Below are 22464 nucleotides of genomic sequence, written 5' to 3'. Positions count from 1 at the left end.
GCGACTGGAGCGGGTGATGGGAATCGAACCCACGTATTCAGCTTGGAAGGCTGCTGCTCTACCATTGAGCTACACCCGCGCCCGGTTTGTATAGGCGACGGGGGACAGCCGCGCAAGCACGGGTGCCTCGTCCGTGCGCGCCTTCTTGACCTGCGCATGGGGCGGGGGCAGTCAGGTCGCCATGATCGACATCCGCCCTGTCGCCAACACCATAGGACGCCTGACGGCGGTGTTTGGCGCGATGATGGCGCTGCCGGCGCTGGTCGACTGGTGGGCCGGCGACCCGCACTGGCAGGTGTTTCTGGAATCCGGGCTGATCTGTGGTATTGCCGGCGCGCTCGTCGCGCTGGCGACGCGTGGCAGCGGCGCCCGTGCGCTGGCGCTGGAACAGGCCTTTCTGCTGACCGCGGGGGTATGGCTGGTGCTGCCGCTGGCCGGTGCGCTGCCCTTCGTGATGGGCCAGCCCCATGCGAGCCTGACCGATGCCATGTTCGAGGCCATGTCGGGCGTGACCACCACCGGCACCACAGTGTTTCCGGAACTGGACGGGCTGCCGCTTGGCACCCATCTGTGGCGCGCCATCCTGCAATGGTCCGGGGGGCTGGGGATCGTGATCGTCGCCATGATCTTCCTGCCAGCGATGCGGATCGGGGGCATGCAGTTCTTTCGCTCGGAGGGCTTCGACACGCTGGGCAAGATCATGCCCCGGGCCGGCGAGATCGCGGCCGAGATGACCCGCATCTACATCCTGATAACGGTCGCCTGCGCCCTGACCTACGCCGCGCTGGGGATGACGGGGTACGAGGCCGTCGTGCATGCGCTGACGACCTGCTCGACGGGCGGTTTCTCCAATCTCGACGCGAGCTTCGGCGCCTTCATCGGTCCGCTGGAACTGGCGTCCTGCGTTTTCATGATCCTGGCTGCGATCCCGTTCATCCGCATGGTCCAGGCGCTCTACGGTGACGTGGTTCCGCTGTGGCGGGACAGCCAGATCAGGGCGTTCCTGACCGTGCTCGCCACGATCATCCTGATCATCGTGCTGTACCGGACTCTCCTGCTCGGGCAGGAGAATCTCGGCGACATCCTGCGCGAAACGACGTTCAACGTGGTGACCATCGCCACCGGCACCGGGTTCGCATCGACCGACGTCACCTGGTGGGGCTACATGCCGTTTGCGCTGCTGATCATCGCGGGTCTGATCGGGGGCTGCACCGGGTCGACCTGCTGTTCGATCAAGGTCTTCCGCTATCAGGTCCTGCTGCGCGCGGTCGAGGCGCAGATCCGTCGGATGCAATCGCCCCATCGCGTGGCCCATCCACGGCTCGAGGGGCGCCGGCTGGATGGCGAGGTGGTCAACTCGGTGATGGCATTCTTCACCATGTTCATCCTGTCCTTCGGCCTGCTGATCGTCGCGCTGGCGCTGACCGGCCTGCATCCGCGGACGGCGCTGACCGCCGCCTGGACGGCGATCGCCAATATCGGGCCGGTATGGGGACCGGAAGTGACCGCCAACGGATCGGTGGTGGAGTTCCCAGCCACGGCGAAATGGCTGATGATCGCCGGCATGTATGTCGGCCGCCTGGAACTGCTGGCCGTCTATGTTCTCTTCCTGCCGCGGTTCTGGCGGCAGTAGAGAACCTGCGTCTGGGCCGGGTGCAACGTCAGCGGCCGCCGCGGGGCGGCTTGCAAGGCTCGTCAGTCCGCCGCGACGGCTGCCGGCGGGTCGCCACCATCGGCACCGCGGATCGTCCCACCCGCAACGGGGTCGGCATCCTGCGACAGGTCAGGTGCCGGCGGTTGGTCCGGGCCTGCCAGGGTCGCGTCCGCGGCGCCGGCGGCTGTCATGGGGCTATCCGTGGCTTCGGCCTGATCTGCCTCTCCCGACGCGTCCATGCCGCCGGCCGGCGTGACGTCTGCGACCATGTCGTCGGTGGCCCCGGGGGCGAAGCGTGTCAGGCTGTCGGCGATTTCGGCCGCGATCCGCGGCTGGTCCTCCGCGTCCTCCACCGGCCAGATCAGGACGAAGCCTTCAGCCCGGCCATCGGCGACGCGGGCCTCGGCATGGCCGATATGGGTCGCATTGCGCCCGTCCAGGGTGATGCGGCCGGTGTCGACCTGCCGCTCGGGCGAGGGGACCCAGCCCAAGGCGGTGACAAGCCCCGCCAGGTCCAGCATCTCCTGCTGACCGCCGGGTTGGGAAAACAGGATCAGCGCCGCGCCGGACTCGTCCCTGGGCCCATAGATCGACAACCAGCGCTGGGTGCGCTCGTGCTGCAGCCGGTCCATCGGCGCGGTGACCGACAGCCCGGTATGATCGTCCTTCAGTTCGGTCAGTCCCATCCGGCCGCGCCAGTCGGCACGCCGCTCGATCAGGCGGGTCATCGCGGTGCCCGCATCGGGCGCGGCGCGGGTGGCCGCGATCTCGCGGGCGATGGCCGCGCGGGTCTGCGGGCCGTCCTTGCCGTCGATGGCGCCGTCATAATGGCCGGCCCAGCGCAGCGCACGCTGGACCTCGTCCAGCGGCGGCATGGGCGCCGACCCGGCGGCAGGCAGGTCGGGTTCGGTTCCCGGCTCGACGACAGGCCCCAGTTCGTCCGCCGTCGACACGAACGCGTCGTCCGGCGCAAGCTCTGCCGCCTGGAACGCCCGCAGCCAGTCGCCCGCCGCCGCCGGCTCGACCGGCCCCAGTGTGACGGCGAACCAGCCGGATGGCAGTTCCGCCAGCCCGGCCTCGGGAAAGCGTTCGCGCCACTCGGCGAGTGCGGCATCTGCCTGATCCCGGTCGCGCAGCGACTGCAGGCGGATATAGGCGCCGCTCGGCGGCATCTGCCGGCGTGCAGCGTTCACGTCTGCCGGCTCTACCGCCGTCGTCTCGTCCCCCACGCTGTTCCGATCAGCCGACTGGGGGATACCATCTGCCGTCGCGGCCGGATCATCCTGGGGGTCGGGCTCGGGCGCGAGGACGCTGTCCGCTGGTGCTGCAGCGCTGCCCGCTGGCAAATCTGCCGCACCCGCGGTCGCCTCGACGCGGGTCAGCGCACCGCCTTCCTCGGCCGGCACGATGAAACTGTCGCGGGGGATGCGGCCCTGGGCCTTCAGCTCCTCCAGCATCGTGGTGGCGGTCTCGCGCTCCATCGGTCCCAGCGCGATGCCGGTCCAGCCGCCGCTCAGCGGAAAGGTGACCACGTCGGGGAACTGGTTGCGCCACGCCGACGCTGCCTCTGTTGCCGCGGCGCCCCGCCTCGCCTCGATCCGGATCATGGTCTGTTCGGCCGTTGCGGCGAATGGCAGCATCGTCACCGTCAGAAATGCCAAACCCAGTCTGGTGCTACGCATGCGCTGCCTCGTCCCGCCACCGGCCTGATTGACCCTGTCAGGCCTTCCTCCTAGAAGCCCCTGACACCGCGCCACTTATGCAAAAGGACGCCGGGATGACCAGCCCCCCGAGCCCGCCTGCCGCCGCGCCTGCCGCGGACCGGCCACGCTGTTTCCAGGATGTGATCCTGCGTCTGCAGGCCCACTGGGCGGCAACCGGCTGCGCAATCCTGCAGCCCTATGACATGGAAGTCGGCGCCGGCACGTTTCATCCCGCCACCACGTTGCGCAGCCTGGGCACCCGGCCCTGGGCCGCGGCGTATGTCCAGCCCTCGCGCCGGCCGACCGACGGGCGCTACGGCGAAAACCCGAACCGTCTGCAGCATTACTATCAGTACCAGGTCATCATCAAACCATCCCCCCCGGACCTGCAGGAGCTGTATCTGGGCAGCCTCCGCGCGATCGGGCTGGACCCGCTGGTCCACGACGTCCGCTTTGTCGAGGATGACTGGGAAAGCCCGACGCTGGGCGCCTGGGGTCTGGGGTGGGAGGTCTGGTGCGACGGGATGGAGGTCAGCCAGTTCACCTATTTCCAGCAGGTCGGCGGGCATGACTGCCGCCCCGTGTCGGGCGAGCTGACCTACGGGCTGGAACGGCTGGCGATGTACGTGCTGGGGGTCGAACATGTCATGGACATGCCGTTCAACGACCCCGACGCCCCGATCCCGCTGACCTATGGCGACGTCTTTCGCCAGACCGAACGGGAATATTCCCGATGGAACTTCGAGGTCGCGGACACCGACATGCTGTTCCAGCACTTCCGCGACGCAGAGGCGGAATGCGACCGCATCCTGAGCGCGGCGGAAACCGACAGCGCCGGGCGGGCGATCCCGATGCCGCACCCGGCCTATGATCAGGCGATCAAGGCCAGCCATATGTTCAACCTGCTGGACGCGCGCGGGGTGATCAGCGTGACCGAGCGACAGGCCTATATCGGCCGGGTCCGGGCGCTGGCGAAACGCTGCGCCGACCTGTTCGTCACCACCGAGGCCGCCACCGGACCCCAAGGAGTGGCGGCATGACGACCGGCAAGATCATGGTGTCGCTGCTGCTGCTCTCGGCGCTGCTGACGGGCCTCGCGGTGTGGTATCTGCAGGTCTACGGGTTCTATGACCCGGTGGACGAGATCACCGGCGCGCAGGACATCGTGGTCACCACGACCGACGGGACGGCGCGGCCGGTCCGGATCGCCGATTTCAAGGCGATCGATGCCAGTTCGTCGCCGATCCGCTATCGCGCCTGTTTCACCCTGGATCCCGCGCAGCTGGCCGATGCGGCCCCGTATCCCGACGCGACGCCGCTGAATGGACCGGGCTGGTTCCAGTGCTATTCCGCCAAGGCGCTGACCCGGGACCTGGAGGCGGGAAATGCCCGCGCGGTGCTGGGCGAGGCCGACATCCGGCCCGATGTCGACCGGGTGCTGATCGTCTATCCTGACGGGCGCGCCTTCGCCTGGAACCAGTTCAACGACAAGAGCCCCGAGCGCGGGGTGATGGACTGATGGCCGACCTGCTGATCGAGCTGTTTTCCGAAGAGATCCCGGCGCGGATGCAGCCGCGGGCCCGCGACGATCTGCGCCGTCTGATCACCGACGGGCTGGTCGAGGCCGGGCTGACCTATGAGTCGGCCGGTGCCTTTTCCACGCCGCGGCGCCTGGCGCTGGCGGTCGAGGGGCTGTCGGGGGCAAGCCGACCGGTGCGCGAGGAGCGCAAGGGGCCGCGCACGGACGCGCCGGACAAGGCGATCGAGGGGTTTCTGCGATCCACGGGGCTGACCCGGGACCAGCTGGAGCGCCGGACCGAGAAGAAGGGCGAGGTGGTCTTTGCCGTCATCGAACGACCCGGCCGCCCTGCGGCCGAGATCGTCGCCGAGGTGCTCGACGCGGTGATCCGGGATTTCCCGTGGCCCAAGTCGATGCGCTGGGGGGCGGGCAATCTGCGCTGGGTGCGGCCGCTGCATTCCATCCTGTGCATCCTGACCGACGAGAGCGGGGCGCAGGTGGTGCCGCTGACCATCGACGGGATCAGTGCCGGCGACACCACGCGCGGGCATCGTTTCATGGCGCCCGATGCGGTCGCCGTCACCGGGTTTGACGACTACGACGCCCGGCTGCGGCGGGCCAAGGTCATGCTGGATCCTGCCGAGCGCGAACAGGCGATCCGGCAGGAGGCCGGGAACCTGGCCTTTGCCCGCGGGTGGGAAATCGTCGCCGACGAGGCGCTGATGGCGGAACTGGCTGGCCTCGTCGAATGGCCGGTGCCGCTGATGGGGGTGATCGAGGACCGGTTCCTGGACCTGCCGCCCGAGGTGCTGCAGACCTCGATGAAGGCGCACCAGAAGTTCCTGTCGGCCCGCAATCCCGCAACCGGCCGGATCGAAGGGTTTGTGACCGTCGCCAATGTCGAGACGCCGGATCATGGTGCGACCATCCTGGCCGGCAACCAGCGGGTGCTGGCCGCCCGACTGTCGGACGCTGTTTTCTTTTTCGAGAGTGATATGCGAGAGGTTCTCGCAGATGTGGAAGTATGGAAGTCTGCGCTTAAAAAAATGACTTTCCATCAAGACGTCGGAAGTCAGTGGGAACGCGTCCAGCGGATGATGGTACTTTCGATTGAGCTTGCTGCGCGCCTCGGCCTAGATCAAAAAAGTGCACAGACTGCCGCGGGCTTCTCTAAGTTCGACCTGGTTTCGAGAATGGTGAGAGAGTTTCCTGAACTTCAAGGAATTATGGGTTCTTACTATTTTGGCTCGCTAGGCCTGAGCGCGGATATTACCTCTGCGATTCGGGATCATTACCTGCCTCATGGCGCGGACGATGCCCTCCCCGAGCAATCAATTTCGCAAGTTGTTGCCCTCGCGGATCGATTCGACTTGATCGCCGCACTTTGGGCCACTGGCGAGCGGCCGAGCGGATCAAAGGATCCGTTTGGGATGCGGCGTGCAGCATTGGGCGCAATCCGCATTATTCTCGCGAAGTCTCTTAGGTTCGAACTTCGTGTGGCGCTTGGATTGGCTCAGCGGCGGGCTTGGGCATCGATGCTGCGAGAGACGGCAGAGCGTTCCGAGGAAAAGCTTCAGGTTCGACTACTCCGCGCGATGGGCCTGACTGTATCAGGTGAAAAGGCTGACTTACTAGACGTTCTGCGAGAGGCCGCAGACACCATGTCGCGCGGCCTCAAGGACGCACCATTTCAAGACTGGGAGATAGCCGGAATCGAAGATCTGCTCGGCTTCATCCACGACCGGCTCAAGGTCCATCTCCGCGACCAGGGTGTCCGCCATGACGTGATCGACGCGGTGCTGGCGATGCCGGGCAACGATGATCTCGTGCTGCTGGTCGCCCGCGCCACCGCGTTGAACGAGACTCTGGGCACCGATGACGGCACCAACCTGCTGCAGGGGCTTAAACGCGCGGCCAACATCCTCAGCCAGGCAGAGGAAAAGGACGGCGTCGAATACAGCTTCGGGGCCGACCCGAAATTCGCCGACACCGACGAGGAACGCGCCCTGTTTGCGGCACTCGACGCGGCCGAACCGCGCATCCGCGATGCGGTCGCGGCACAGGATTTTCCGGCCGCCATGTCCGCGATCGCGGCGCTGCGTGCGCCCATCGACGCGTTCTTCGAGGCGGTTCAGGTCAACAGTGACAACAGCGTCCTGCGTCGCAACCGCCTGAACCTGCTGAACCGGATCCGCGAAACCGGGCGCCTGATCGCCGATTTCGGACGCGTGGAAGGCTAGCCGCCCCGGACCCGGGTTCTCGCCCGGCCGCGGCCCGCGACCGGGGTGCGTGGCGCAGCGATCAGCGCCGGACCGGACAGGTGCTGACACCCAGCAGGCTGTAGATCCCGCACCAGCCGACAAGGCCGGTGACCAGCGGGATGAAGCCCAGCAGGAACAGCCACCGGTATCCGGCCGCCGGATAAGCGAAATACAATGCGATCAGCACCACACCGACGATGATGCGGATGATGCGGTCAGGCGTGCCCATGTTGCGTGACATCGGCCAACTCCCCTCACATGCGAATGGCGCGATATGTAGCATGACTGAGGAGGTGCAGGAAGTCAGAAGTCCCCGAGCGGGACATGGTGGCGGGACTCATCCTGCCACGGTCACGTGACCGCATCGGTGGCCATCTGCCGGAATGCGTCAGACCCGACCGGTATCGTCTCCGTCGTCAGGGTATTCGTCATCATCGCCGAACCTGGCATCGTCGTCGGATTCATCCTCGCCCTCGCCCACGTATTTCGACGACAGGGCGATCGAATGGTTGTCGTGGAGCGGGTCCATGACGACATCGGCCGGGATCTCGCCGGCCAACCACTCGCGGATCTCCTCGCGCGCCTCTGACGGCTCGGATTCGGTCAGCTGTGCGATATAGGCGACGAACCCCCGCTGGTCCCCGTCGATCTCGTCCAGTTCCGCCTCGTCGGCCTCGGGCCATTTCTCGATGATCGCCTCGTAAAAGGCAGACCAGTTTTCCTTCACATGCGACCACTTCATCGGGTGTCCTTCCAGTTCGACCGGGCGGCGGGGCACGCCCGTCCTGACCGAAACCAAGAAACGGGGTCCGGGTTCCCGCGTCCGCGTGTCGTCAGTCGGACGGCTCGACCCACCAGGTGTCCGGCAGAAAACCCGGCCAGTCGCCATAGATCGGCACATGGTCGGGATAGCGCAGGGCGGCGGAATGGGCGAGCCGGCTGACCTGCGGGTACGACACGGGAATGACATAGCGTCCGGCGGTCAGCAGCCGGTCCAGCGCGCGCACCGCGGCGACGTAATCCTCGCGCGTGGTGGCGTTCACCATGCGCTGGATCATCGCATCCACCGCGGGCGACGCGACGCCCATCCAGTTCTTGCTGCCCGGCTCGGTCGCACTGGCCGATCCCCAGTAAAGCGCCTGTTCGTTGCCCGGCGACAGCGACAGGCCGCGTTCATACCAGGTCATGTCGAACGCGAAGCGGTTGGTCCGCTCGATGTACTGCGCGCTGTCCAGAACCGTCACGCTGGGGCGGATGCCGATATGCTTCAGGGCCTCGACATAGATGCCGACGATCTTCTGCACCTCGCTGCCCGATCGCATGGCGCTGCCCGACTGGTTCAGCACGATCTCGAAATCGAATGGCGTGCCGTCGTCGCGCCGCAGCAGCCCGTCGCCCTGCACCGTCCAGCCTGCGTCGGCCAGCAGCTTCAGTGCCCGGCGCAGACTCTGGCGGTCCAGCGCGCCCGGGTAGCCCGACGGCAGCGTATATCCGGTCAGCGTGTCGGGGGGCAGGTCGGCCGCAAAGGGATTCAGCAGCGCGGCCACGGCCCCCTCGGCCGGCCCGGGCCGCATCGCCAGATCCGAGTTGGCGAAGTAGCTGGTGATCCGGGGGTCGGTGGCGCCGGACAGGGTCATGGCGATGAACTGGTGGTTGAACGCCTCGATCATCGCCTGCCGCACGCGCCAGTCGGCAAAGACCGGACTGCGGGTGTTCATCACGAGCCCGATGATCCCCGAGGGGCGCTGGTGCGGGATCTCGGACTGGACCACCTCGCCCCGGGTCAGCAGCGGAAAGTTGTACTCGCTGGTCCAGCGGGCGCCGTTCAGTTCCCGCCAGACATTGACCTCGCCGGCCTTGAAGGCCTGGAACATCGCGTTGGTGTCCGAGAAATAATCATAGCGGATCGCGTCGACATTGTGCAGGCCGCGACTGACCGGCAGCCCCTGCCCCCACCAGTCGGGGTCACGACGGAACGTGATCGAGCGGCCGGGGTCCACCTGATCGATCACGTAGGGGCCGGATCCGATCGGCGGCTCAAGCCCGGATTGCGCGAAATCCTGACCCTCCCACTGCGCCTTCTTCAGGATCGGGCGCATCCCCATCAGCATCGCCATCTCGCGGTCCGGCGCGTTGAAGGTAAAGCGGATGGTGCGGTCGCCGGTCTGCTCCATGCGCTCGACCTTGCGCCAGGCGCCGGCATAGCGCGGGTGCCCCTGGGTGCCCAGCGTCTCATAGGACCACATCACGTCCTCGACGGTCACCGGCGATCCGTCGGAAAACCGCGCCTCGGGGCGCAGCGTGAATTCCACCCAGGTCCGGTCGGGATCGGTCTCGACGCTTTCGGCCAGCAACCCGTACAGCGTGAAGGCCTCGTCGATCGAGCGGTACATCAGCGTCTCCGCCACCAGCGACCCCACCGCCCACACCGCGTTGCCCTTGAGCACCCAGGGCTTGAGGCTGTCGAAACCGCCCGGCTCGGCCAGGCGAATCGTCCCGCCCTTGGGTGCCTGCGGGTTGGCATACGGCAGGTGCGAAAACCCCGGGGGCAGGGCTGGTTCCCCCACCATTGCAATGGCATGCGCCGGCGCGGCGGCGCTTGCCAGCGGCATCGCTGCAACACCCAGCAGGCCCAGGGCCGCGACACGCAGCAGGCGCCTGATCGCGAAAACGTTAGAGTTTTTGAAGATTCGCATCCGCGCCCGCCTTCTGCTCGTCCGGTTTGTTCCACTGGCCCGGCGCAACCTACCGTTCGGTTAACTGGCTGGCAAACTTGAGCCTTGGACTCGGCGGTTCGACGTCGTATATCAGATGCACTGCTCGATAGGTTTCTTGCCTGTATGAAACCTGCCTCATGACTTGACGCCCGCCTTGTGCGGGCGTCTTTTTGTTTTGCGACCCGCGTCTTCGGCCCCTGACGCCAAGCCGATCCGGCCGCCTGTCCCATGCGCTTCCGCCCGAACCCCGGGGCTGATGCCGCGGCCGCAGCCGGTTCGCAAGGTCTGGCAGTTCCCGCTGTGCCGGCGTTAAGATCGCGCCGCGCAGAACGGGGGACGCGACATGACGGACAGGTTCCTGACGGGCAGGACGGCGATCATCACCGGATCGAACAGCGGCATCGGCCTGGGCATCGCCCGGGCGCTGGGCGGGGCAGGGGCCGACTTGGTGATCAACAGCTTCACCGACAGCGCCGAGGATCACGCGCTCGCCGAGCGACTGGCGTCGGATCACGATGTGACGGTCCGCTATATCCAGGCCGACATGTCGCGGCCGGATCAGTGCCGGGCGCTGGTGGAACAGGCGGGGCGCTGCGACATCCTGGTCAACAACGCCGGCATCCAGCATGTCGCCCCGATCCCCGATTTCCCCGCCGAGAGATGGGATGCGATCATCGCCATCAACATGTCGTCGGCCTTTCACACCACCGCGGTGGCGCTGCCGATGATGCGGAACGGCGGCTGGGGCCGGGTGATCAACGTGGCCTCGGCCCATGGCCTGACCGCCAGCCCCTACAAGTCCGCCTATGTCGCCGCCAAGCACGGCGTCGTCGGACTGACCAAGGTGACCGCGCTGGAAACCGCGACCGATCCGATCACCTGCAACGCCATCTGCCCCGGTTACGTCCTGACCCCGATCGTCGAAAAGCAGATCCCCGACCAGATGAAGACCCACAACATGAGCCGCGAGGACGTGATCGCAAAGGTCATGCTGCAGCGCCAGCCGTCGGGCGAATTCGTCACGGTGGAACAGCTGGGCGGCACGGCGGCGTTCCTGTGCAGCGACGCTGCCGCACAGATCACCGGCACGTCGATTTCCGTGGATGGCGGCTGGACCGCCTTGTGACACGGCCGCGCGGCCGGCGCGGGTGCGCCACGGCCGCGACCTGAACAGCACACGGCGCAGGCAGGAGGAGAGATCGAATGGATCTGGGCATCACGGGGAAACGGGCGCTGGTCTGCGCGGCTTCCAAGGGCTTGGGACGCGGCTGCGCAGAGGCGCTGGCCGCCGAAGGCGTGAGCCTCGTCATCAACGCCCGGGGACGCGACGTGCTGACCCAGACCGCGTGGGAGATTGCCGACCGCTACAAGGTCGAGGTCACCCCGGTCGCCGCCGACATCACCACCAGCGAGGGGCGCGAAAAGGTGCTCGAGGCGCTGGGCGGGCAGGCCGACATCCTGGTCAACAACGCCGGCGGGCCGCCCCCCGGAAACTGGCTGGACTGGGACCGTGACGACTTCATCCGCGCCATCGAGGGCAACATGCTGTCCGCCGTGTCGCTGATGCAGGCGTTGGTTCCCGGCATGATGGAGCGCGGATGGGGCAGGGTGGTCAACATCACCTCGGCCGCGGTCCGCGCGCCCATCGCGCAGCTGGGTCTGTCGAACACCGCCCGCACCGGGCTGACCGGCTTTGTCGCCGGGGTATCGCGGCAGGTGGCGGGCAAGGGGGTCTGCATCAACAACCTGCTGCCGGGCCTGCACGACACCGACCGCGCCACGGCGCTGGACACGGGCGTGTCCCAGGCGCAGGGGATCACCGTTGCCGAGGCGCGGGCCCGGCGCGAGGCCGCTATCCCCACCGGACGATATGGCCGGGCCGAGGATTTCGGCGCCGCCTGCGCGTTCCTGTGTTCGCAGCAGGCGCGGTTCATCGTCGGCCAGAACCTGATGCTGGACGGTGGCGCGAACAACGCGACGATCTAGCCTCCGGCGATCGGCGCACCGCGTCCGTGGCGTCGGTCAGGCCAGGCCGGCCGGAACTGCCCGGCCGGGGCATCCGTTGGGGTGATCCAAGGCGAAAGGAGACCCGAGATGCATCACGGCAATCACGACATGCAGGCCTGCATCGACGCCTGCCTGACCTGCTATCGCACCTGCCATACCATGATGATGGGCCATTGCGTCGAGACCGGCGGCGCGCATGTCGCCCCCGACCACGTCCGCATCATGACGGCCTGTGCGGAAATGTGCCGCGCCTCCGCCCACATTATGATAACCGGCTCGCCCCTGCACGCGCATAGCTGCCGCGCCTGCGCCGAGTTCTGCGACGCCTGCGCCGCCGATTGCGAGCGGGTCGGCGACATGGAGGACTGCGTCGCCGCCTGCCGGCGCTGCGCCGAGGAATGTCGCAAGATGGCGGCCTGACTGCCGCCGTAATCTGGGCCGACGCCGCGCCACGGTGAACCACTTGCGGCTGGCGGGGTCGGACGAGGCCCTTGCCAGCCGCCCCGACCGGCGGCTATTGCGGACCCAATGTGAAGCACGGCCGACGAGGGATGGCGACCCGCGCCCGGGAGCACGCGGGGCAAGGACGGCCCGTTCATCCGGAGCGCACTGAAACGCAGGGGACGCCGATGGCCGAATTGCGCCGCACACCGCTCTACGACCTTCACCTGTCGCTGGGTGCCAGGATGGTGCCCTTTGCCGGGTGGGAAATGCCCGTCCAGTATCCCACGGGGGTTCTGACCGAACATCGCCACACCCGCGCCGACGCGGGGCTGTTCGATGTCAGCCACATGGGGCAGATCATCCTGCGGGGCGAGAACGCTGCCGCCGCGCTGGAAACCCTGGTTCCCGCCGACATCGTCGGCCTGCCGCCGTTCCGACAGCGCTACGGGCTGTTCACGGCACCCGATGGCGGCATTCTCGACGACCTGATGATCGCCAACAAGGGCGACCACCTGCTGCTTGTGGTCAATGCCGGGCGCGCCGAACAGGATCTGGCCCATCTCGCCCAGCTTGCCGCATCGCATCCCGGCATCCGCGTCGATCCGGTCGAGGATAGGGCGCTGCTGGCGCTGCAGGGGCCGGGCGCCGAACGGGCGTTCAGCTGGCTGGTCCCGACCGCACCCGATCTGCGGTTCATGGATGCCAGCGATCTGGACTGGGACGGCACGTCCCTCTGGGTCAGCCGTTCCGGCTATACGGGCGAGGACGGCTTCGAGATTTCGGTGCAGGCCGACCGCGCCGAAACTCTGGCGCGGTTGCTGCTGGCACACGACGGGGTCGCGCCGATCGGTCTCGGCGCCCGCGACAGCCTGCGGCTGGAAGCGGGGCTGCCGCTCTATGGCCACGACATGGACGAAACGATCACTCCGGCGCAGGCCGGGCTTGGGTGGTCCATTCCGAAAATCCGCCGCACAGGGGGCGCGCGCGCCGGTGGCTTTCCGGGGGCCGACATCATCCTGCCGGAACTGACCGCGCCGACCCGCGTCCGGCGCGGCCTGCGGCCCGAGGGTCGCGCCCCGATCCGCGAGGGGGTGACACTCTACGCGCAGCCCGAGGGTGGCGAGCCGATCGGTCGGGTGACATCCGGCGGGTTCGGCCCGTCGATCGATGCGCCGATCGCCATGGCCATCCTGCCCGCCGACCTGCCCGATGGCGCGACCGTCCATGCCGAGCTGCGCGGTCGCCGGGTGCCGGTGACGATTGTGCCGACCCCGTTCATCAAACCCACCTACAAGCGCTGAGGCTGCATATGCTGAGATACACCGAAGACCACGAGTGGCTGCGCGCCGAGGGCGACGAGATCGTCGTGGGCATCACCCGGCACGCCAGCGAGCAGCTGGGCGACGTGGTGTTCATCGAACTGCCGGAGACGGGACGCGAGGTGGCGGCCGGCGAAGAGGTCGTGGTGATCGAGTCCGTCAAGGCGGCGTCGGACATCCTGGCCCCGGTGGCGGGCACCATCACCGCCGTGAACTCGGGCCTTGCCGATACGCCCGGCGAGGTGAACGAGGATCCGATGGCTGCCTGGTTCTTCCGGGTGAAACCCGCAGACGGCGCGTGGCTGGACGGGTTCATGGACGAGGCGGCCTATCAGGCGATGATCGCCGGCTAACCGGTCGCCGCCTTGCCAGCCCGAGAACTGACCCCGCCTGGGCGGTCGACGAACCGTTCAAGCGCGACTCGTTGCTGATGGGGCGCGGACCGGCCACTCTGATCCAGAAGAACCGGGCATTGCGAGGCTTAAGGCGGCCGAGCGGCCAGCGCGTGGGTCAGTCGGCTGATCGGTCCGGGGCGTCGGACCCGCGGCGCGGGGCGTCGTAGGATGCCTGCTTGACGATCTCGCCCGAGGCATCGACGGTCAGGCGCAGCGCCCGTCCTTCGTGATAGAAGGTCAGCCGGTGAAAGCCGGCGTGTTCCTCCTGCCCGGTTTCGGTGCGGCTGGTCAGCCGCCCGGACCGCATCAGATCCGGTATCTCCGCCGGATCCAGCCCCAGCCCCGTGCCGATGATCCGGGCATCCACGACAATGCCGGATTCGGTAAAGTCCACCTCGCTCATCCGCCTACCTCCTGTGCCGCCACCATCGTGGCACAAGCAGGCGCGAACGCAACAGCGCCGCGGAGGACGAAGGAGGCGCGGGGACGGGGGGAGCCCGTCCGACCAGCCCGGCCGCGCGGCTTGTGGAGTGCTTCAGGCAGCCAGTGCCATGGCGACGGCGGTCCGCCCGGCCGCCCAGCGTCTCTGCAGCGACGCCGGCGTGTAATCGAATGCCTTGCCGCCCACTTCCCAGTCGGTCTGGTTCAGGATGAGTTCGCGGAATTCCACCGGTCCGGTGTTCGCGTCGGCCCGGTCCAGCAGGGTTCGGACATGTTCCAGCGCCCATTGCCGCTGGGCGGCGAATGCCAGATCCTGGGTGCGGCCCAGAACCTCGTCCAGCGAGGACGCGCGCGGGGCCCTGGCGGGCCACAGGTCGGCGACCCAGCACCGGGTGGGCCGGGTGATCGGGTGATCGAACAGCCGGCGGACCGGGCAGTTTTCCGACAGCCCGGCATCCACCATCGGCCGCCCGTCGATCAGGACAGGCGGAAACGCCAGGGGAAGCGATGAACTGGCCAGCACGTGGTCGATCGTCAGGTCGATGCTGCGGTTGTCGAAGGTCAGGACCTCGCCGCTCGACTGGTCCAGCGACAGCATGGTGACGCGGGTCGGGCTGGCGTTCAGGGCATCGACATCGACCAGGCGTTCCAGCAGGCGGTGCATCGGTCGGGTGTCGAACAGGTGATCATCTGCCGGGGCCCCCGGGAGCGCCGCCAGGAAGCCCGGAAAGCTCGGGTGGAACAGCCCGGCCCGGCCCAGCAGCAGGGCACGGGTCAGCGCGCTCTTGCGCCATGTCGTGGTCAGTCCGAACCCAGACTTGTCTGCCGCGGCCTGCCAGAAGGCGCGCAGCCGATCTACCGCGCCGTCGACCGGTCCGCCCAGCCATAGCGCCGCGGTCACCGCGCCGATCGAGGTGCCCGCGACGTGTTGCGGCAGGATGCCGTGGTCGAGGAACGCCTCGACGACGCCGCCGTGGAACGCCCCCAGCGCGTTGCCGCCGCTGAGCGCCACGATGTCGTCGGGGGCCGATGGTCCCGCGTCGGCCATGATGTCGTCCGCCATCTCCACATCCTTCGCATGTGCCGGTTCTCGGTAACCCGGGACGGGGCGAGATTGCCCGCGTCCGCGCCGACGGCTCAGGGCCGAGGACCTATCGCGCCGCCCACTTCGGATCAACCGGGACGGCCGATCGACTGGGGATCCTGGCCCTGCGCCTTTTCCGGAGGGCCACCACCGTTGTGCCCGGGGCGCCGACATGGGCACCGACTGTCGTCATCGCACCAGCCCCAGCGCGGCGAAATCCAGGTCGAGCGGCCCCGCCAGATCCTCCATGGAGTCGTGCAGCAACTGCAGCGCGTAAGGCGGATTGTGGACATGCGCGCCCGGGTCGGCGTTGACGAACTTCCAGTTGTAGGCGGCCCGCAGCAGGCGGGGTGTCCAGGCGTTGTAGGCGACCGGGCGGCCGCCGGACTGATCCACGACACCGTCGTCATTCGCGTCGGTAAAGAAATACGGATGTCGCTCGCCGTCATAGATGACCGGCACACCGGCGACCTTTGCGGCATAGTCGAGGATCATCGATTTCAGCCGTGCGGCATTGGCGTCGATATCGGCGCGGATCCCCTTTGTCGTCACGCCGCTGCCGTCATGGCTCTGGCGCGAAATGCGGATGTCGCGGGACTGTCCGGTGGTGTGGCAGGTCCTGCACGCCGTCTCGTTCACGCGCAGGCTGTGCGGATCGTGACAGGAATTGCAGGTCGTCACCGGGGGCGCGTGGAGAAAGCGGCCTGCATAGGTCTTGCCGGGGTACTGATAGCCCAGACCGGCATGGCCGCCGAGCCAGGTGGCCGCGGCGATGGCGTAATGCGGATTGATGAAGCTCAGCGCCGGGTTCGGCGTGTCCGGCGGCATGTTCTCGGTCGCTGCGGTCACGCTGTCGCCCGACGAACGGCCCTGGTGACAGGTGAGGCAGGTCACTTCGCCGGGGGGAACGGGATGGCTCATGCCATTCGGCAGCACCACCTCGGTCACGTCGGCGAGACCGGGGCTGTGGCAGGTCGCGCAGTCCACCACGCCGCCCGTCTGCACCGGCGCCTCAAGGGGCCCGGGGCTGCCGCCATCAAGCCCGTGAAAGGCCCGGAACCCCATGCCGGAATGGCAGTTCGCGCAAACCGGCGGGATCTCTCCCTCGTCATTCCAGTGGCTGAAGGCCTCCGAGCCCGCATCGGCATGTGCCGACCGCGCCCAGGCGGCGATGGCGGCGGCATTCGGCACCGGAATGGTTTCGGGGTTGAACGGGCCGGACGGGGGGATCACCCACGGCACCTCGCCCGGCAACGCTGGTGCGGGCACCGGCGCGGCGCCGCTGCCGGCCGACGCGCCTGCCCCCGGGGGTGCGGCGGTTGCACCGCCCGGCTCAAGCCCCGTCTGGGCCAATCCGGGCCGGGGCAGGCCCGGCATCGCGGCGAGTGCGAGGACGATGATCCAGGCAGGTGCAAGGGGGTGTGCAGGCATGGCGTCCTCGACTGTTCTGTGCTAACCGCGTCAGGGGCCATGCTAGCCAGAAATCGCCTTTGAAACAAACCAAAGGGTCACCGGAGGGAGGACAGCCGCGATGCGACTGCCCGCACGACGAGGTCTGACCGTGCCGGTCGGTGCGTCGCCTGCGCCGGATGCGCCGATCGTCACGATGCTGTCGGACGAGGCCGCGGTCCAGCCGGCCCCTGGCGAGGTGCTGCGCGTCGCGCCCCTGGTGGCCGCGGGGGACATCGTGGCCGCCGGCGCACCGCTTGCCCGGCTGCGCCATGCGCCGGAGATCACGCTGACCGCCCCGATGCCGGCCCGTGTCGCCGCGGTGGATCTGGCGCCCGGCCGCATCCTGTCCCGGATCCTGCTGTTCCACGAACCCGGTGCAGATCGCACCCACCTGGATGTCTCTGGCGCGTCGGATGCGGGCGGTCTGCGCGACCTGCTGCTGGCGTCGGGCGCCTGGCGGCTGCTGCGGCGGCGCCCGTTCGGCCGGATGCCGCCGCCCGGGGAACGGCCGGCGGCGATCTTCGTGATGGCTGTGGACAGCCGTCCGGCCGCCCCGGACCCGCTGCGGGCGCTGGAAGGGGCCGAGGCCGACCTTGATCGCGGCCTGGCCGGGCTGGCGATGCTGACCGACGGTCCCGTCCTGCTGTGTCTGCCGGTCGGCGCCGATCCGGCGCTGGGCCGCGGCGTGCCCCGCCTGCGCAGGATCGAGGTGGGCGACGGCCACCCGCTCGGGCTGGCGGGGATGCAGGTTCACGCCCTGCACCCGGCACGGGGTGACAGGCCGGTCTGGGACCTGCATGTCGAGGATGCAGCCGCGATCGGCGGTCTGCTGCGCAGCGGCAGCATGCCGGAGACGCGGCTGGTGTCGGTCGCGGGCGATGCCCTGCGGGCCGGGCGCCTGGTGCGGACGCAGCCCGGCGCGCATCTCGGCGCGCTCAGCCGCGATCTGACGCGTCCCGGTCCCCATTCGGTCCTGTCCGGTTCGGCCCTCGACGGGCACGAGGCCGGCTTCCTGGGCCCGCGGGACCGACAGGTCACGGTGCTGGTCCGCCGCGCCGCCGCCCGGCCGCCGCACTGGTTCGTCGCCGCGCTCGGCCGCGCCTCCCGGCCGCGACCGCTGATCCCGACCGCGGCGCTGGAACAGGCGCTGGGCGGCAGCATTCCCGCGGCCCCCATACTGCGTGCCCTTGCCGCGGGTGACGCGGAGACCGCGCAGCGCCTGGGGGCCCTGTCGCTGGTCGAGGAGGACCTGGCGCTGGCGGACTACGTCACTGGGGCCGTCCCCCGGTTTTCCGCCTTGCTGCGGGTGTTCCTGGACCGCGCGGCGATCGAGCACGAGGGAGCAGAGGCGGCATGATCCGGGGGCTGTGGGACCGCGAGACCGTGGCGTTGCTGATGATCGCGGCCGTTGCCCCGCTGGCGGCCGCATGGCTGTGGTATGGCGGCGTGCCTGCGGCGCTGCGCCTGGTGATGATGCTGCTGATCGCCGGCGCCTGGCACCTGATCTTCCTGCTGGCCCGCGCGCAGCCGCCATCCTACGCGGGCGCCCTGACCGCGCTGGCGGTGGCGATGCTGGCCCCCGGCGGGCTGGGGCCGCTGCAGATCGCATTGGGGCTGAGCTTCGGCGTGGTGATGGGCGAACTGGTGTTTGGGGGATGGGGCCGCAACATCGTCAACCCGGCGACCGTCACGGCGATGTTCCTGGGCTTCGGCTTTCCCGCCGCCGGATGGCCGGGGGTGACGGCGCCGCTCGCCTGGGCGGCGATCGGCGGGGTGGCCCTGGGCGTGGGGTTCGGCGTGATGTCGGCCCGGCTGGCGGCGGGCGCGATCGTCGCCGCGGCGATCGCCTGGGCGGCGGGGATGGCGCCGGACCGCGCCTGGATGGCGGCGGCCGTCGTCTTCGTCCTGCTGGTCGCCGATCCGGTGACGAGCGCCGCGACGGCCTTGGGCCGGTGGCTGGAAGGCGCCGCCTATGCGGGGCTGGTGGTCCTGTTCGCGGCCAACTGGCAGGGCGCGACCCCCGTGCAGCTGTCGGTGGCGGCCGCTTTCCTTGCCTCGCTTGCGGCGCCGCTGCTGGACGAACTGGCGCTGTGGGCGTGGCTGCAGCGGCGGGGGCGGATCCATGGGTGACCTGAACCCGCTGTCGGCGTGGCGCCGGTTCCTCGCTTTGCCGAACGACAGCCGGACCAAGACCCTGATCGTGGCGTTTCTGGTCGCGGGCGTCTGCGCGCTGATGGTCAGCGGCGCGACCGTGCTGCTGCGCCCGATCCAGGCCGCGAACCGCGCGGCCGAGGAACAGGCCCGGCTCGGGGCGCTGGTCGCAGGCGTGCCGGGCATGGAGGACCTGCTGGCCCGGTCGGACGGTGCGCTGAGCACGGTGGTCGTGGACCTCGACCGGGGCGGGGCGGCCGAGGGGGTGACACCCGCCGGCCTGGAGGCGGCTCTGGGAGACGCGGGCAACTGGACCGATCTGGCACAGGCCGACGATGTGGCCGGGCTCGGGCGCCGCCCCGACCTGGCCCAGATCTATCTGCTGCGCCAGGACGACGCAGTCAGGCTGTTGCTGCTGCCGATGGTCGGGTCGGGGTATAACGGGCAGATCCGCGCCCTGATGGCGCTGCAGGGCGACATGGCCACTGTCGCGGGGCTGGCCATCACCGCCCAGCAGGAAACCCCGGGGCTCGGCGCGCGGATCGAGGAACCGGCGTGGCTGGCGCAGTTTCCCGGGCGGCAGGCGGTGGACGACAGCGGCCAGGTCCGGTTCGCCGTCGCCCGCGGCCAGGCCAGCAGCATCCACGAGGTGGACGGGATCACCGGGGCAACCCGGACCAGCAACGGCGTAACGCAGATGGTCCGGTTCTGGCTGGGGCCCAAGGGCTATGGCCCGCTGCTGGATGCGATCCGGCGGGGGGAGTTCTGATCCATGCCCCCGCCAGCCGCCGCCGCACCCGCCACCACGCCAGCCGCGCCGACCGTCGGCCTGTCGCGGCAACGCCTCTGGCGCGCCCTGACGGAACCGCTGCTGCGCCAGAATCCGGTCACCCTGCAGATCCTGGGGATCTGCTCGGCCCTGGCCGTCACCACCTCGCTTGCCGCCGCGCTGACGATGTCGGCGGCGCTGACCGCGGTGGTCGTGATGGCCGCGGGGATCATCAGCGTCATCCGCCGCCACATTCCGCCCTCGATCCGCAACATCGTGCAGATCGTCATCATCGCGTCGCTGGTGGTGGTGATCGATCAGGTGATCCGGGCCTATCTGCCCGACCTCAGCCGGCGGCTGTCGGTGTTCGTCAGCCTGATCGCCACCAACTGCATCGTGATGGGGCGGACGGAATCATTCGCCCGCCGCAACCCCCCGCTGCCTGCGATGGCCGACGCGCTGGGCAACGGGCTGGGATACTCCATCGTCCTCATCCTGATCGGCACGGTGCGCGAACTGTTTGGCGCCGGCACGCTGATGGGACGGCCGATCCTCGTCAGCGTCGATGCCGGCGGCTGGTACGAGCCGCTGGGCCTGATGCTGTTGCCGCCCAGCGCCTTCTTCCTGCTGGGCTTTCTCGTCTGGGCGGTGCGCAGCCGCTGGCCCGAGCAGGCCGAGCCGCCCGATTTCGTCCCGCCTGACGTGGCAGAGGGTCGGCCATGACCGGACTGGGTGCCCTGTTCCTGCAGGCGGCGCTTGTCGAGAACATGCCGCTGACCTTCTTCCTTGGCCTGTGCACCTTTCTGGCGCTGTCGCGCCGGCCAGGAACCGCAGCCGGACTGGGTGCCGCGATGATCTTCGTGCTGGGCGTCACCGTGCCGCTGAACCATCTCGTCTACCGCGCGCTGCTGGCGCCCGGCGCATGGGGATGGGCGGGGATGCCAGAGCTGGACCTGTCCTATCTGTCGCTGATCGCCTTCATCGGGGTGATCGCGGCAACGGTGCAGCTGCTCGAGATGCTGATGGACCGGTTCATGCCCGGACTGCATGCCGCATTCGGGGTGTTCCTGCCGCTGCTCACTGTGCAGTGCGCGATTCTGGGGGGCAGCCTGTTCATGGTCGAACGGCGCTACGGGCTGGCGGAATCTGCGGTCTACGGGCTGGGGGCCGGGGCCGGGTTCGCGCTGGCGGTGGTGATGCTGGGCGCCATCCGCGCCCGGCTGGCCTATGCCGACCTGCCCGCGGGCCTGCGCGGGCTGGGCGTGACCTTCATGCTGGCCGGGATGATGTCGCTGGGCTTTTCGGCCTTTGCGCAGATGGTGGCGCAATGACGGAAATCCTGCTGGCCAGCTCGGTCATCGTGCTGCTCCTCATGGGGCTGACCCTGGGCCTGGTGCTGGCCCGCCAGCGGCTGATCCCGCAGGAGGCGGCGCTGGTCATCGTGAACGACACGACCGAGATCGAGGCGGGGCGTGGCGACAAGCTGCTGACCGTGCTCCACGGCGCCGGCATTGGGATTCCCGCGGCATGCGGCGGCAGCGGCACCTGCGGGCTGTGCCGGGTCACCGCCGAGGGGCCGGGGGTCGGCCAGCCCCAGGCGACCGAGCGGGGCATCCTGTCGGCGGCCGAGCGGCGGGCCCATGTCCGCCTGGCTTGTCAGGTCACGCTGCGCGGCGCTGCCACGGTGACCGTGGGCGGGGATGTGCTGGACGCCGCCAGCTTTGCCTGCCGGGTGGAATCGAACCGTCAGCTGGCCCCGTTGATCCGGGAACTGGTGCTGGCCGTGCCGGACGGGCGCGAGATCGACTTTCGCGCGGGCGGGTTCATGCAGCTGAGCGCGCCACCCTACCGGCTGGACTTTGCCAGCATCGACATAGATCCCGCCTACGAACAGGAATGGCAGATCGCCGGCTGGCCCCCCATCCGGGCGGTGTCGGCCGAGCGCGTGACCCGCGCCTATTCGGTGGCCAACCGGCCCCAGGATGCCGGCCGGCTGGTGTTCAACATCCGCCTGGCGGTCCCGCCCGCCGGACGAGAGGGCGAGGTTCCGCCCGGCGTCGTCTCGTCCTGGCTGTTCGCCCGAAGCCGTGGCGACAGCGTCGACGTGTCGGGTCCGTTCGGCGACTTCTTCGTCCAGCCGACCGGGCGCGAGATGGTCCTGATCGGCGGCGGCGTCGGCATGGCGCCGCTGCGCGCGATGATTCACGACGAGGCCGCCAGGGGCGCCGCCCGCAAGATGACGTTCTTCTATGGCGCGCGGTCCCGGATCGACCTGTTCTACGTCGAGGAGTTCGCGGCCCTGGCGGCCAAACGACCGGCGTTCCGCTTCGTTCCGGCCCTGTCCGACCCCGCACCCGGCGATCGCTGGACCGGGGAAACGGGTTTCATCCATGAAACCGTGCGGGCGCATCTTGCCCGTCATCCGGCGCCCGAGGATTGCGAATACTACCTGTGCGGCCCGCCGGTGATGATCTCGGCCGTGATCGGCGTGCTGGAGTCCCTGGGGGTCGAGCAGGGCAACATCTTCAATGACGATTTCGGAGTGTGA

22 protein-coding genes and 1 tRNA gene are annotated in these 22464 nt (G+C 68.8%); 15 read left to right on the top strand and 8 right to left on the bottom strand.

Features of this window, described 5'->3' with window-relative positions; all coding sequences use genetic code 11:
• Positions 1 to 5 precede the first annotated feature (5 nt).
• A tRNA-Gly gene (locus tag Q0938_RS06745) sits at positions 6 to 79 on the bottom strand.
• Positions 80 to 181: 102 nt separating this feature from the next.
• On the opposite strand from Q0938_RS06745, the gene Q0938_RS06740 reads away from it, so the two are divergent.
• Positions 182 to 1633, top strand: coding sequence for a TrkH family potassium uptake protein (locus Q0938_RS06740; protein ID WP_299360456.1), 1452 nt, complete (start codon positions 182 to 184; stop codon positions 1631 to 1633).
• Between the two features lie 62 nt (positions 1634 to 1695).
• Here Q0938_RS06740 and Q0938_RS06735 read toward each other — a convergent pair whose 3' ends face one another.
• A complete protein-coding gene (locus Q0938_RS06735) occupies positions 1696 to 3336 on the bottom strand; it encodes a peptidoglycan-binding protein (RefSeq protein WP_299360454.1) in 1641 nt (546 codons plus the stop codon).
• Between the two features lie 95 nt (positions 3337 to 3431).
• On the opposite strand from Q0938_RS06735, the gene Q0938_RS06730 reads away from it, so the two are divergent.
• From Q0938_RS06730 to glyS, 3 genes are read left to right on the top strand one after another with little or no spacing between them, the layout of a single operon-like run.
• Positions 3432 to 4397, top strand: coding sequence for a glycine--tRNA ligase subunit alpha (locus Q0938_RS06730; RefSeq protein ID WP_299360452.1), 966 nt, complete (start codon positions 3432 to 3434; stop codon positions 4395 to 4397).
• Positions 4394 to 4876, top strand: coding sequence for a DUF6446 family protein (locus tag Q0938_RS06725; RefSeq protein WP_299360450.1), 483 nt, complete (start codon positions 4394 to 4396; stop codon positions 4874 to 4876). The genes Q0938_RS06730 and Q0938_RS06725 overlap by 4 nt, the downstream gene beginning before the upstream one ends.
• The gene (gene glyS / locus Q0938_RS06720; RefSeq protein ID WP_299360448.1) at positions 4876 to 7116 is read left to right on the top strand and encodes a glycine--tRNA ligase subunit beta; all 2241 of its coding nucleotides are present in this window, start codon (positions 4876 to 4878) and stop codon (positions 7114 to 7116) included. The genes Q0938_RS06725 and glyS overlap by 1 nt, the downstream gene beginning before the upstream one ends.
• A 61-nt stretch (positions 7117 to 7177) precedes the next feature.
• On the opposite strand, the gene Q0938_RS06715 is transcribed toward glyS, so the two are convergent.
• The 3 genes from Q0938_RS06715 to Q0938_RS06705 all read right to left on the bottom strand — a co-directional run bounded on the left by Q0938_RS06715 (position 7178) and on the right by Q0938_RS06705 (position 9833).
• A complete protein-coding gene (locus Q0938_RS06715) occupies positions 7178 to 7378 on the bottom strand; it encodes a DUF2892 domain-containing protein (RefSeq protein ID WP_299360445.1) in 201 nt (66 codons plus the stop codon).
• A gap of 147 nt (positions 7379 to 7525) precedes the next feature.
• Entirely contained in the window at positions 7526 to 7879 is a 354-nt protein-coding gene (locus Q0938_RS06710; RefSeq protein WP_299360444.1) for a hypothetical protein, read from the bottom strand.
• A gap of 91 nt (positions 7880 to 7970) precedes the next feature.
• Positions 7971 to 9833 (bottom strand): extracellular solute-binding protein, encoded by a 1863-nt coding sequence (locus tag Q0938_RS06705; protein ID WP_299360443.1) that lies wholly within the window; start codon positions 9831 to 9833, stop codon positions 7971 to 7973.
• Positions 9834 to 10197: 364 nt separating this feature from the next.
• On the opposite strand from Q0938_RS06705, the gene Q0938_RS06700 reads away from it, so the two are divergent.
• The 5 genes from Q0938_RS06700 (at position 10198) to gcvH (ending at position 13977) form a co-directional block, all read left to right on the top strand.
• Complete coding sequence (locus tag Q0938_RS06700) at positions 10198 to 10980, top strand: 3-hydroxybutyrate dehydrogenase (RefSeq protein WP_299360441.1); 783 nt, start codon at positions 10198 to 10200, stop codon at positions 10978 to 10980.
• A gap of 77 nt (positions 10981 to 11057) precedes the next feature.
• Positions 11058 to 11840 carry an SDR family oxidoreductase gene (locus Q0938_RS06695; protein WP_299360439.1) on the top strand — a complete coding sequence of 261 codons (783 nt, stop codon included), beginning with the start codon at positions 11058 to 11060 and terminating at the stop codon, positions 11838 to 11840.
• 108 nt (positions 11841 to 11948) lie between these two features.
• Complete coding sequence (locus Q0938_RS06690) at positions 11949 to 12281, top strand: four-helix bundle copper-binding protein (RefSeq protein WP_299360437.1); 333 nt, start codon at positions 11949 to 11951, stop codon at positions 12279 to 12281.
• 209 nt (positions 12282 to 12490) lie between these two features.
• Positions 12491 to 13606, top strand: a complete 1116-nt coding sequence (gene gcvT / locus Q0938_RS06685; protein WP_299360435.1) for a glycine cleavage system aminomethyltransferase GcvT — start codon at positions 12491 to 12493, stop codon at positions 13604 to 13606.
• Between the two features lie 8 nt (positions 13607 to 13614).
• Complete coding sequence (gene gcvH / locus Q0938_RS06680) at positions 13615 to 13977, top strand: glycine cleavage system protein GcvH (RefSeq protein ID WP_299360433.1); 363 nt, start codon at positions 13615 to 13617, stop codon at positions 13975 to 13977.
• A 157-nt stretch (positions 13978 to 14134) separates the two neighbouring features.
• Here the strand turns inward: gcvH and Q0938_RS06675 are convergent, their stop codons facing one another.
• The 3 genes from Q0938_RS06675 to Q0938_RS06665 form a co-directional block, all read right to left on the bottom strand.
• The gene (locus Q0938_RS06675) at positions 14135 to 14422 is read right to left on the bottom strand and encodes a DUF6522 family protein (protein ID WP_299360431.1); all 288 of its coding nucleotides are present in this window, start codon (positions 14420 to 14422) and stop codon (positions 14135 to 14137) included.
• 132 nt (positions 14423 to 14554) lie between these two features.
• Entirely contained in the window at positions 14555 to 15523 is a 969-nt protein-coding gene (locus Q0938_RS06670; RefSeq protein ID WP_299360429.1) for a patatin-like phospholipase family protein, read from the bottom strand.
• Between the two features lie 210 nt (positions 15524 to 15733).
• Positions 15734 to 16975 carry a cytochrome C gene (locus Q0938_RS06665; protein ID WP_299360427.1) on the bottom strand — a complete coding sequence of 414 codons (1242 nt, stop codon included), beginning with the start codon at positions 16973 to 16975 and terminating at the stop codon, positions 15734 to 15736.
• A gap of 100 nt (positions 16976 to 17075) precedes the next feature.
• Between Q0938_RS06665 and Q0938_RS06660 the strand changes: the two genes are divergently transcribed.
• From Q0938_RS06660 to nqrF, 6 genes are read left to right on the top strand one after another with little or no spacing between them, the layout of a single operon-like run.
• Complete coding sequence (locus tag Q0938_RS06660; protein WP_299360425.1) at positions 17076 to 18353, top strand: Na(+)-translocating NADH-quinone reductase subunit A; 1278 nt, start codon at positions 17076 to 17078, stop codon at positions 18351 to 18353.
• Positions 18350 to 19126: an RnfABCDGE type electron transport complex subunit D gene (locus tag Q0938_RS06655; RefSeq protein WP_299360424.1), complete on the top strand. Its 777-nt coding sequence runs from the start codon at positions 18350 to 18352 to the stop codon at positions 19124 to 19126. The genes Q0938_RS06660 and Q0938_RS06655 overlap by 4 nt, the downstream gene beginning before the upstream one ends.
• Complete coding sequence (locus Q0938_RS06650; RefSeq protein WP_299360423.1) at positions 19119 to 19916, top strand: FMN-binding protein; 798 nt, start codon at positions 19119 to 19121, stop codon at positions 19914 to 19916. The genes Q0938_RS06655 and Q0938_RS06650 overlap by 8 nt, the downstream gene beginning before the upstream one ends.
• Positions 19917 to 19919: 3 nt before the next feature.
• Entirely contained in the window at positions 19920 to 20639 is a 720-nt protein-coding gene (locus tag Q0938_RS06645; RefSeq protein WP_299360421.1) for an NADH:ubiquinone reductase (Na(+)-transporting) subunit D, read from the top strand.
• On the top strand, positions 20636 to 21247 hold the full coding sequence (gene nqrE / locus Q0938_RS06640; protein ID WP_299360420.1) for an NADH:ubiquinone reductase (Na(+)-transporting) subunit E: 612 nt from the start codon (positions 20636 to 20638) through the stop codon (positions 21245 to 21247). Before Q0938_RS06645 ends, nqrE begins: the two co-directional genes overlap by 4 nt.
• Positions 21244 to 22464: an NADH:ubiquinone reductase (Na(+)-transporting) subunit F gene (gene nqrF / locus Q0938_RS06635; protein WP_299360418.1), complete on the top strand. Its 1221-nt coding sequence runs from the start codon at positions 21244 to 21246 to the stop codon at positions 22462 to 22464. Before nqrE ends, nqrF begins: the two co-directional genes overlap by 4 nt.

This window comes from uncultured Paracoccus sp. (genome assembly GCF_947496875.1).
Lineage (GTDB): Bacteria > Pseudomonadota > Alphaproteobacteria > Rhodobacterales > Rhodobacteraceae > Paracoccus.
The sequence above is the reverse complement of the archived record's forward strand: the minus strand, read 5'-3'. Positions and strand labels throughout refer to the sequence as shown.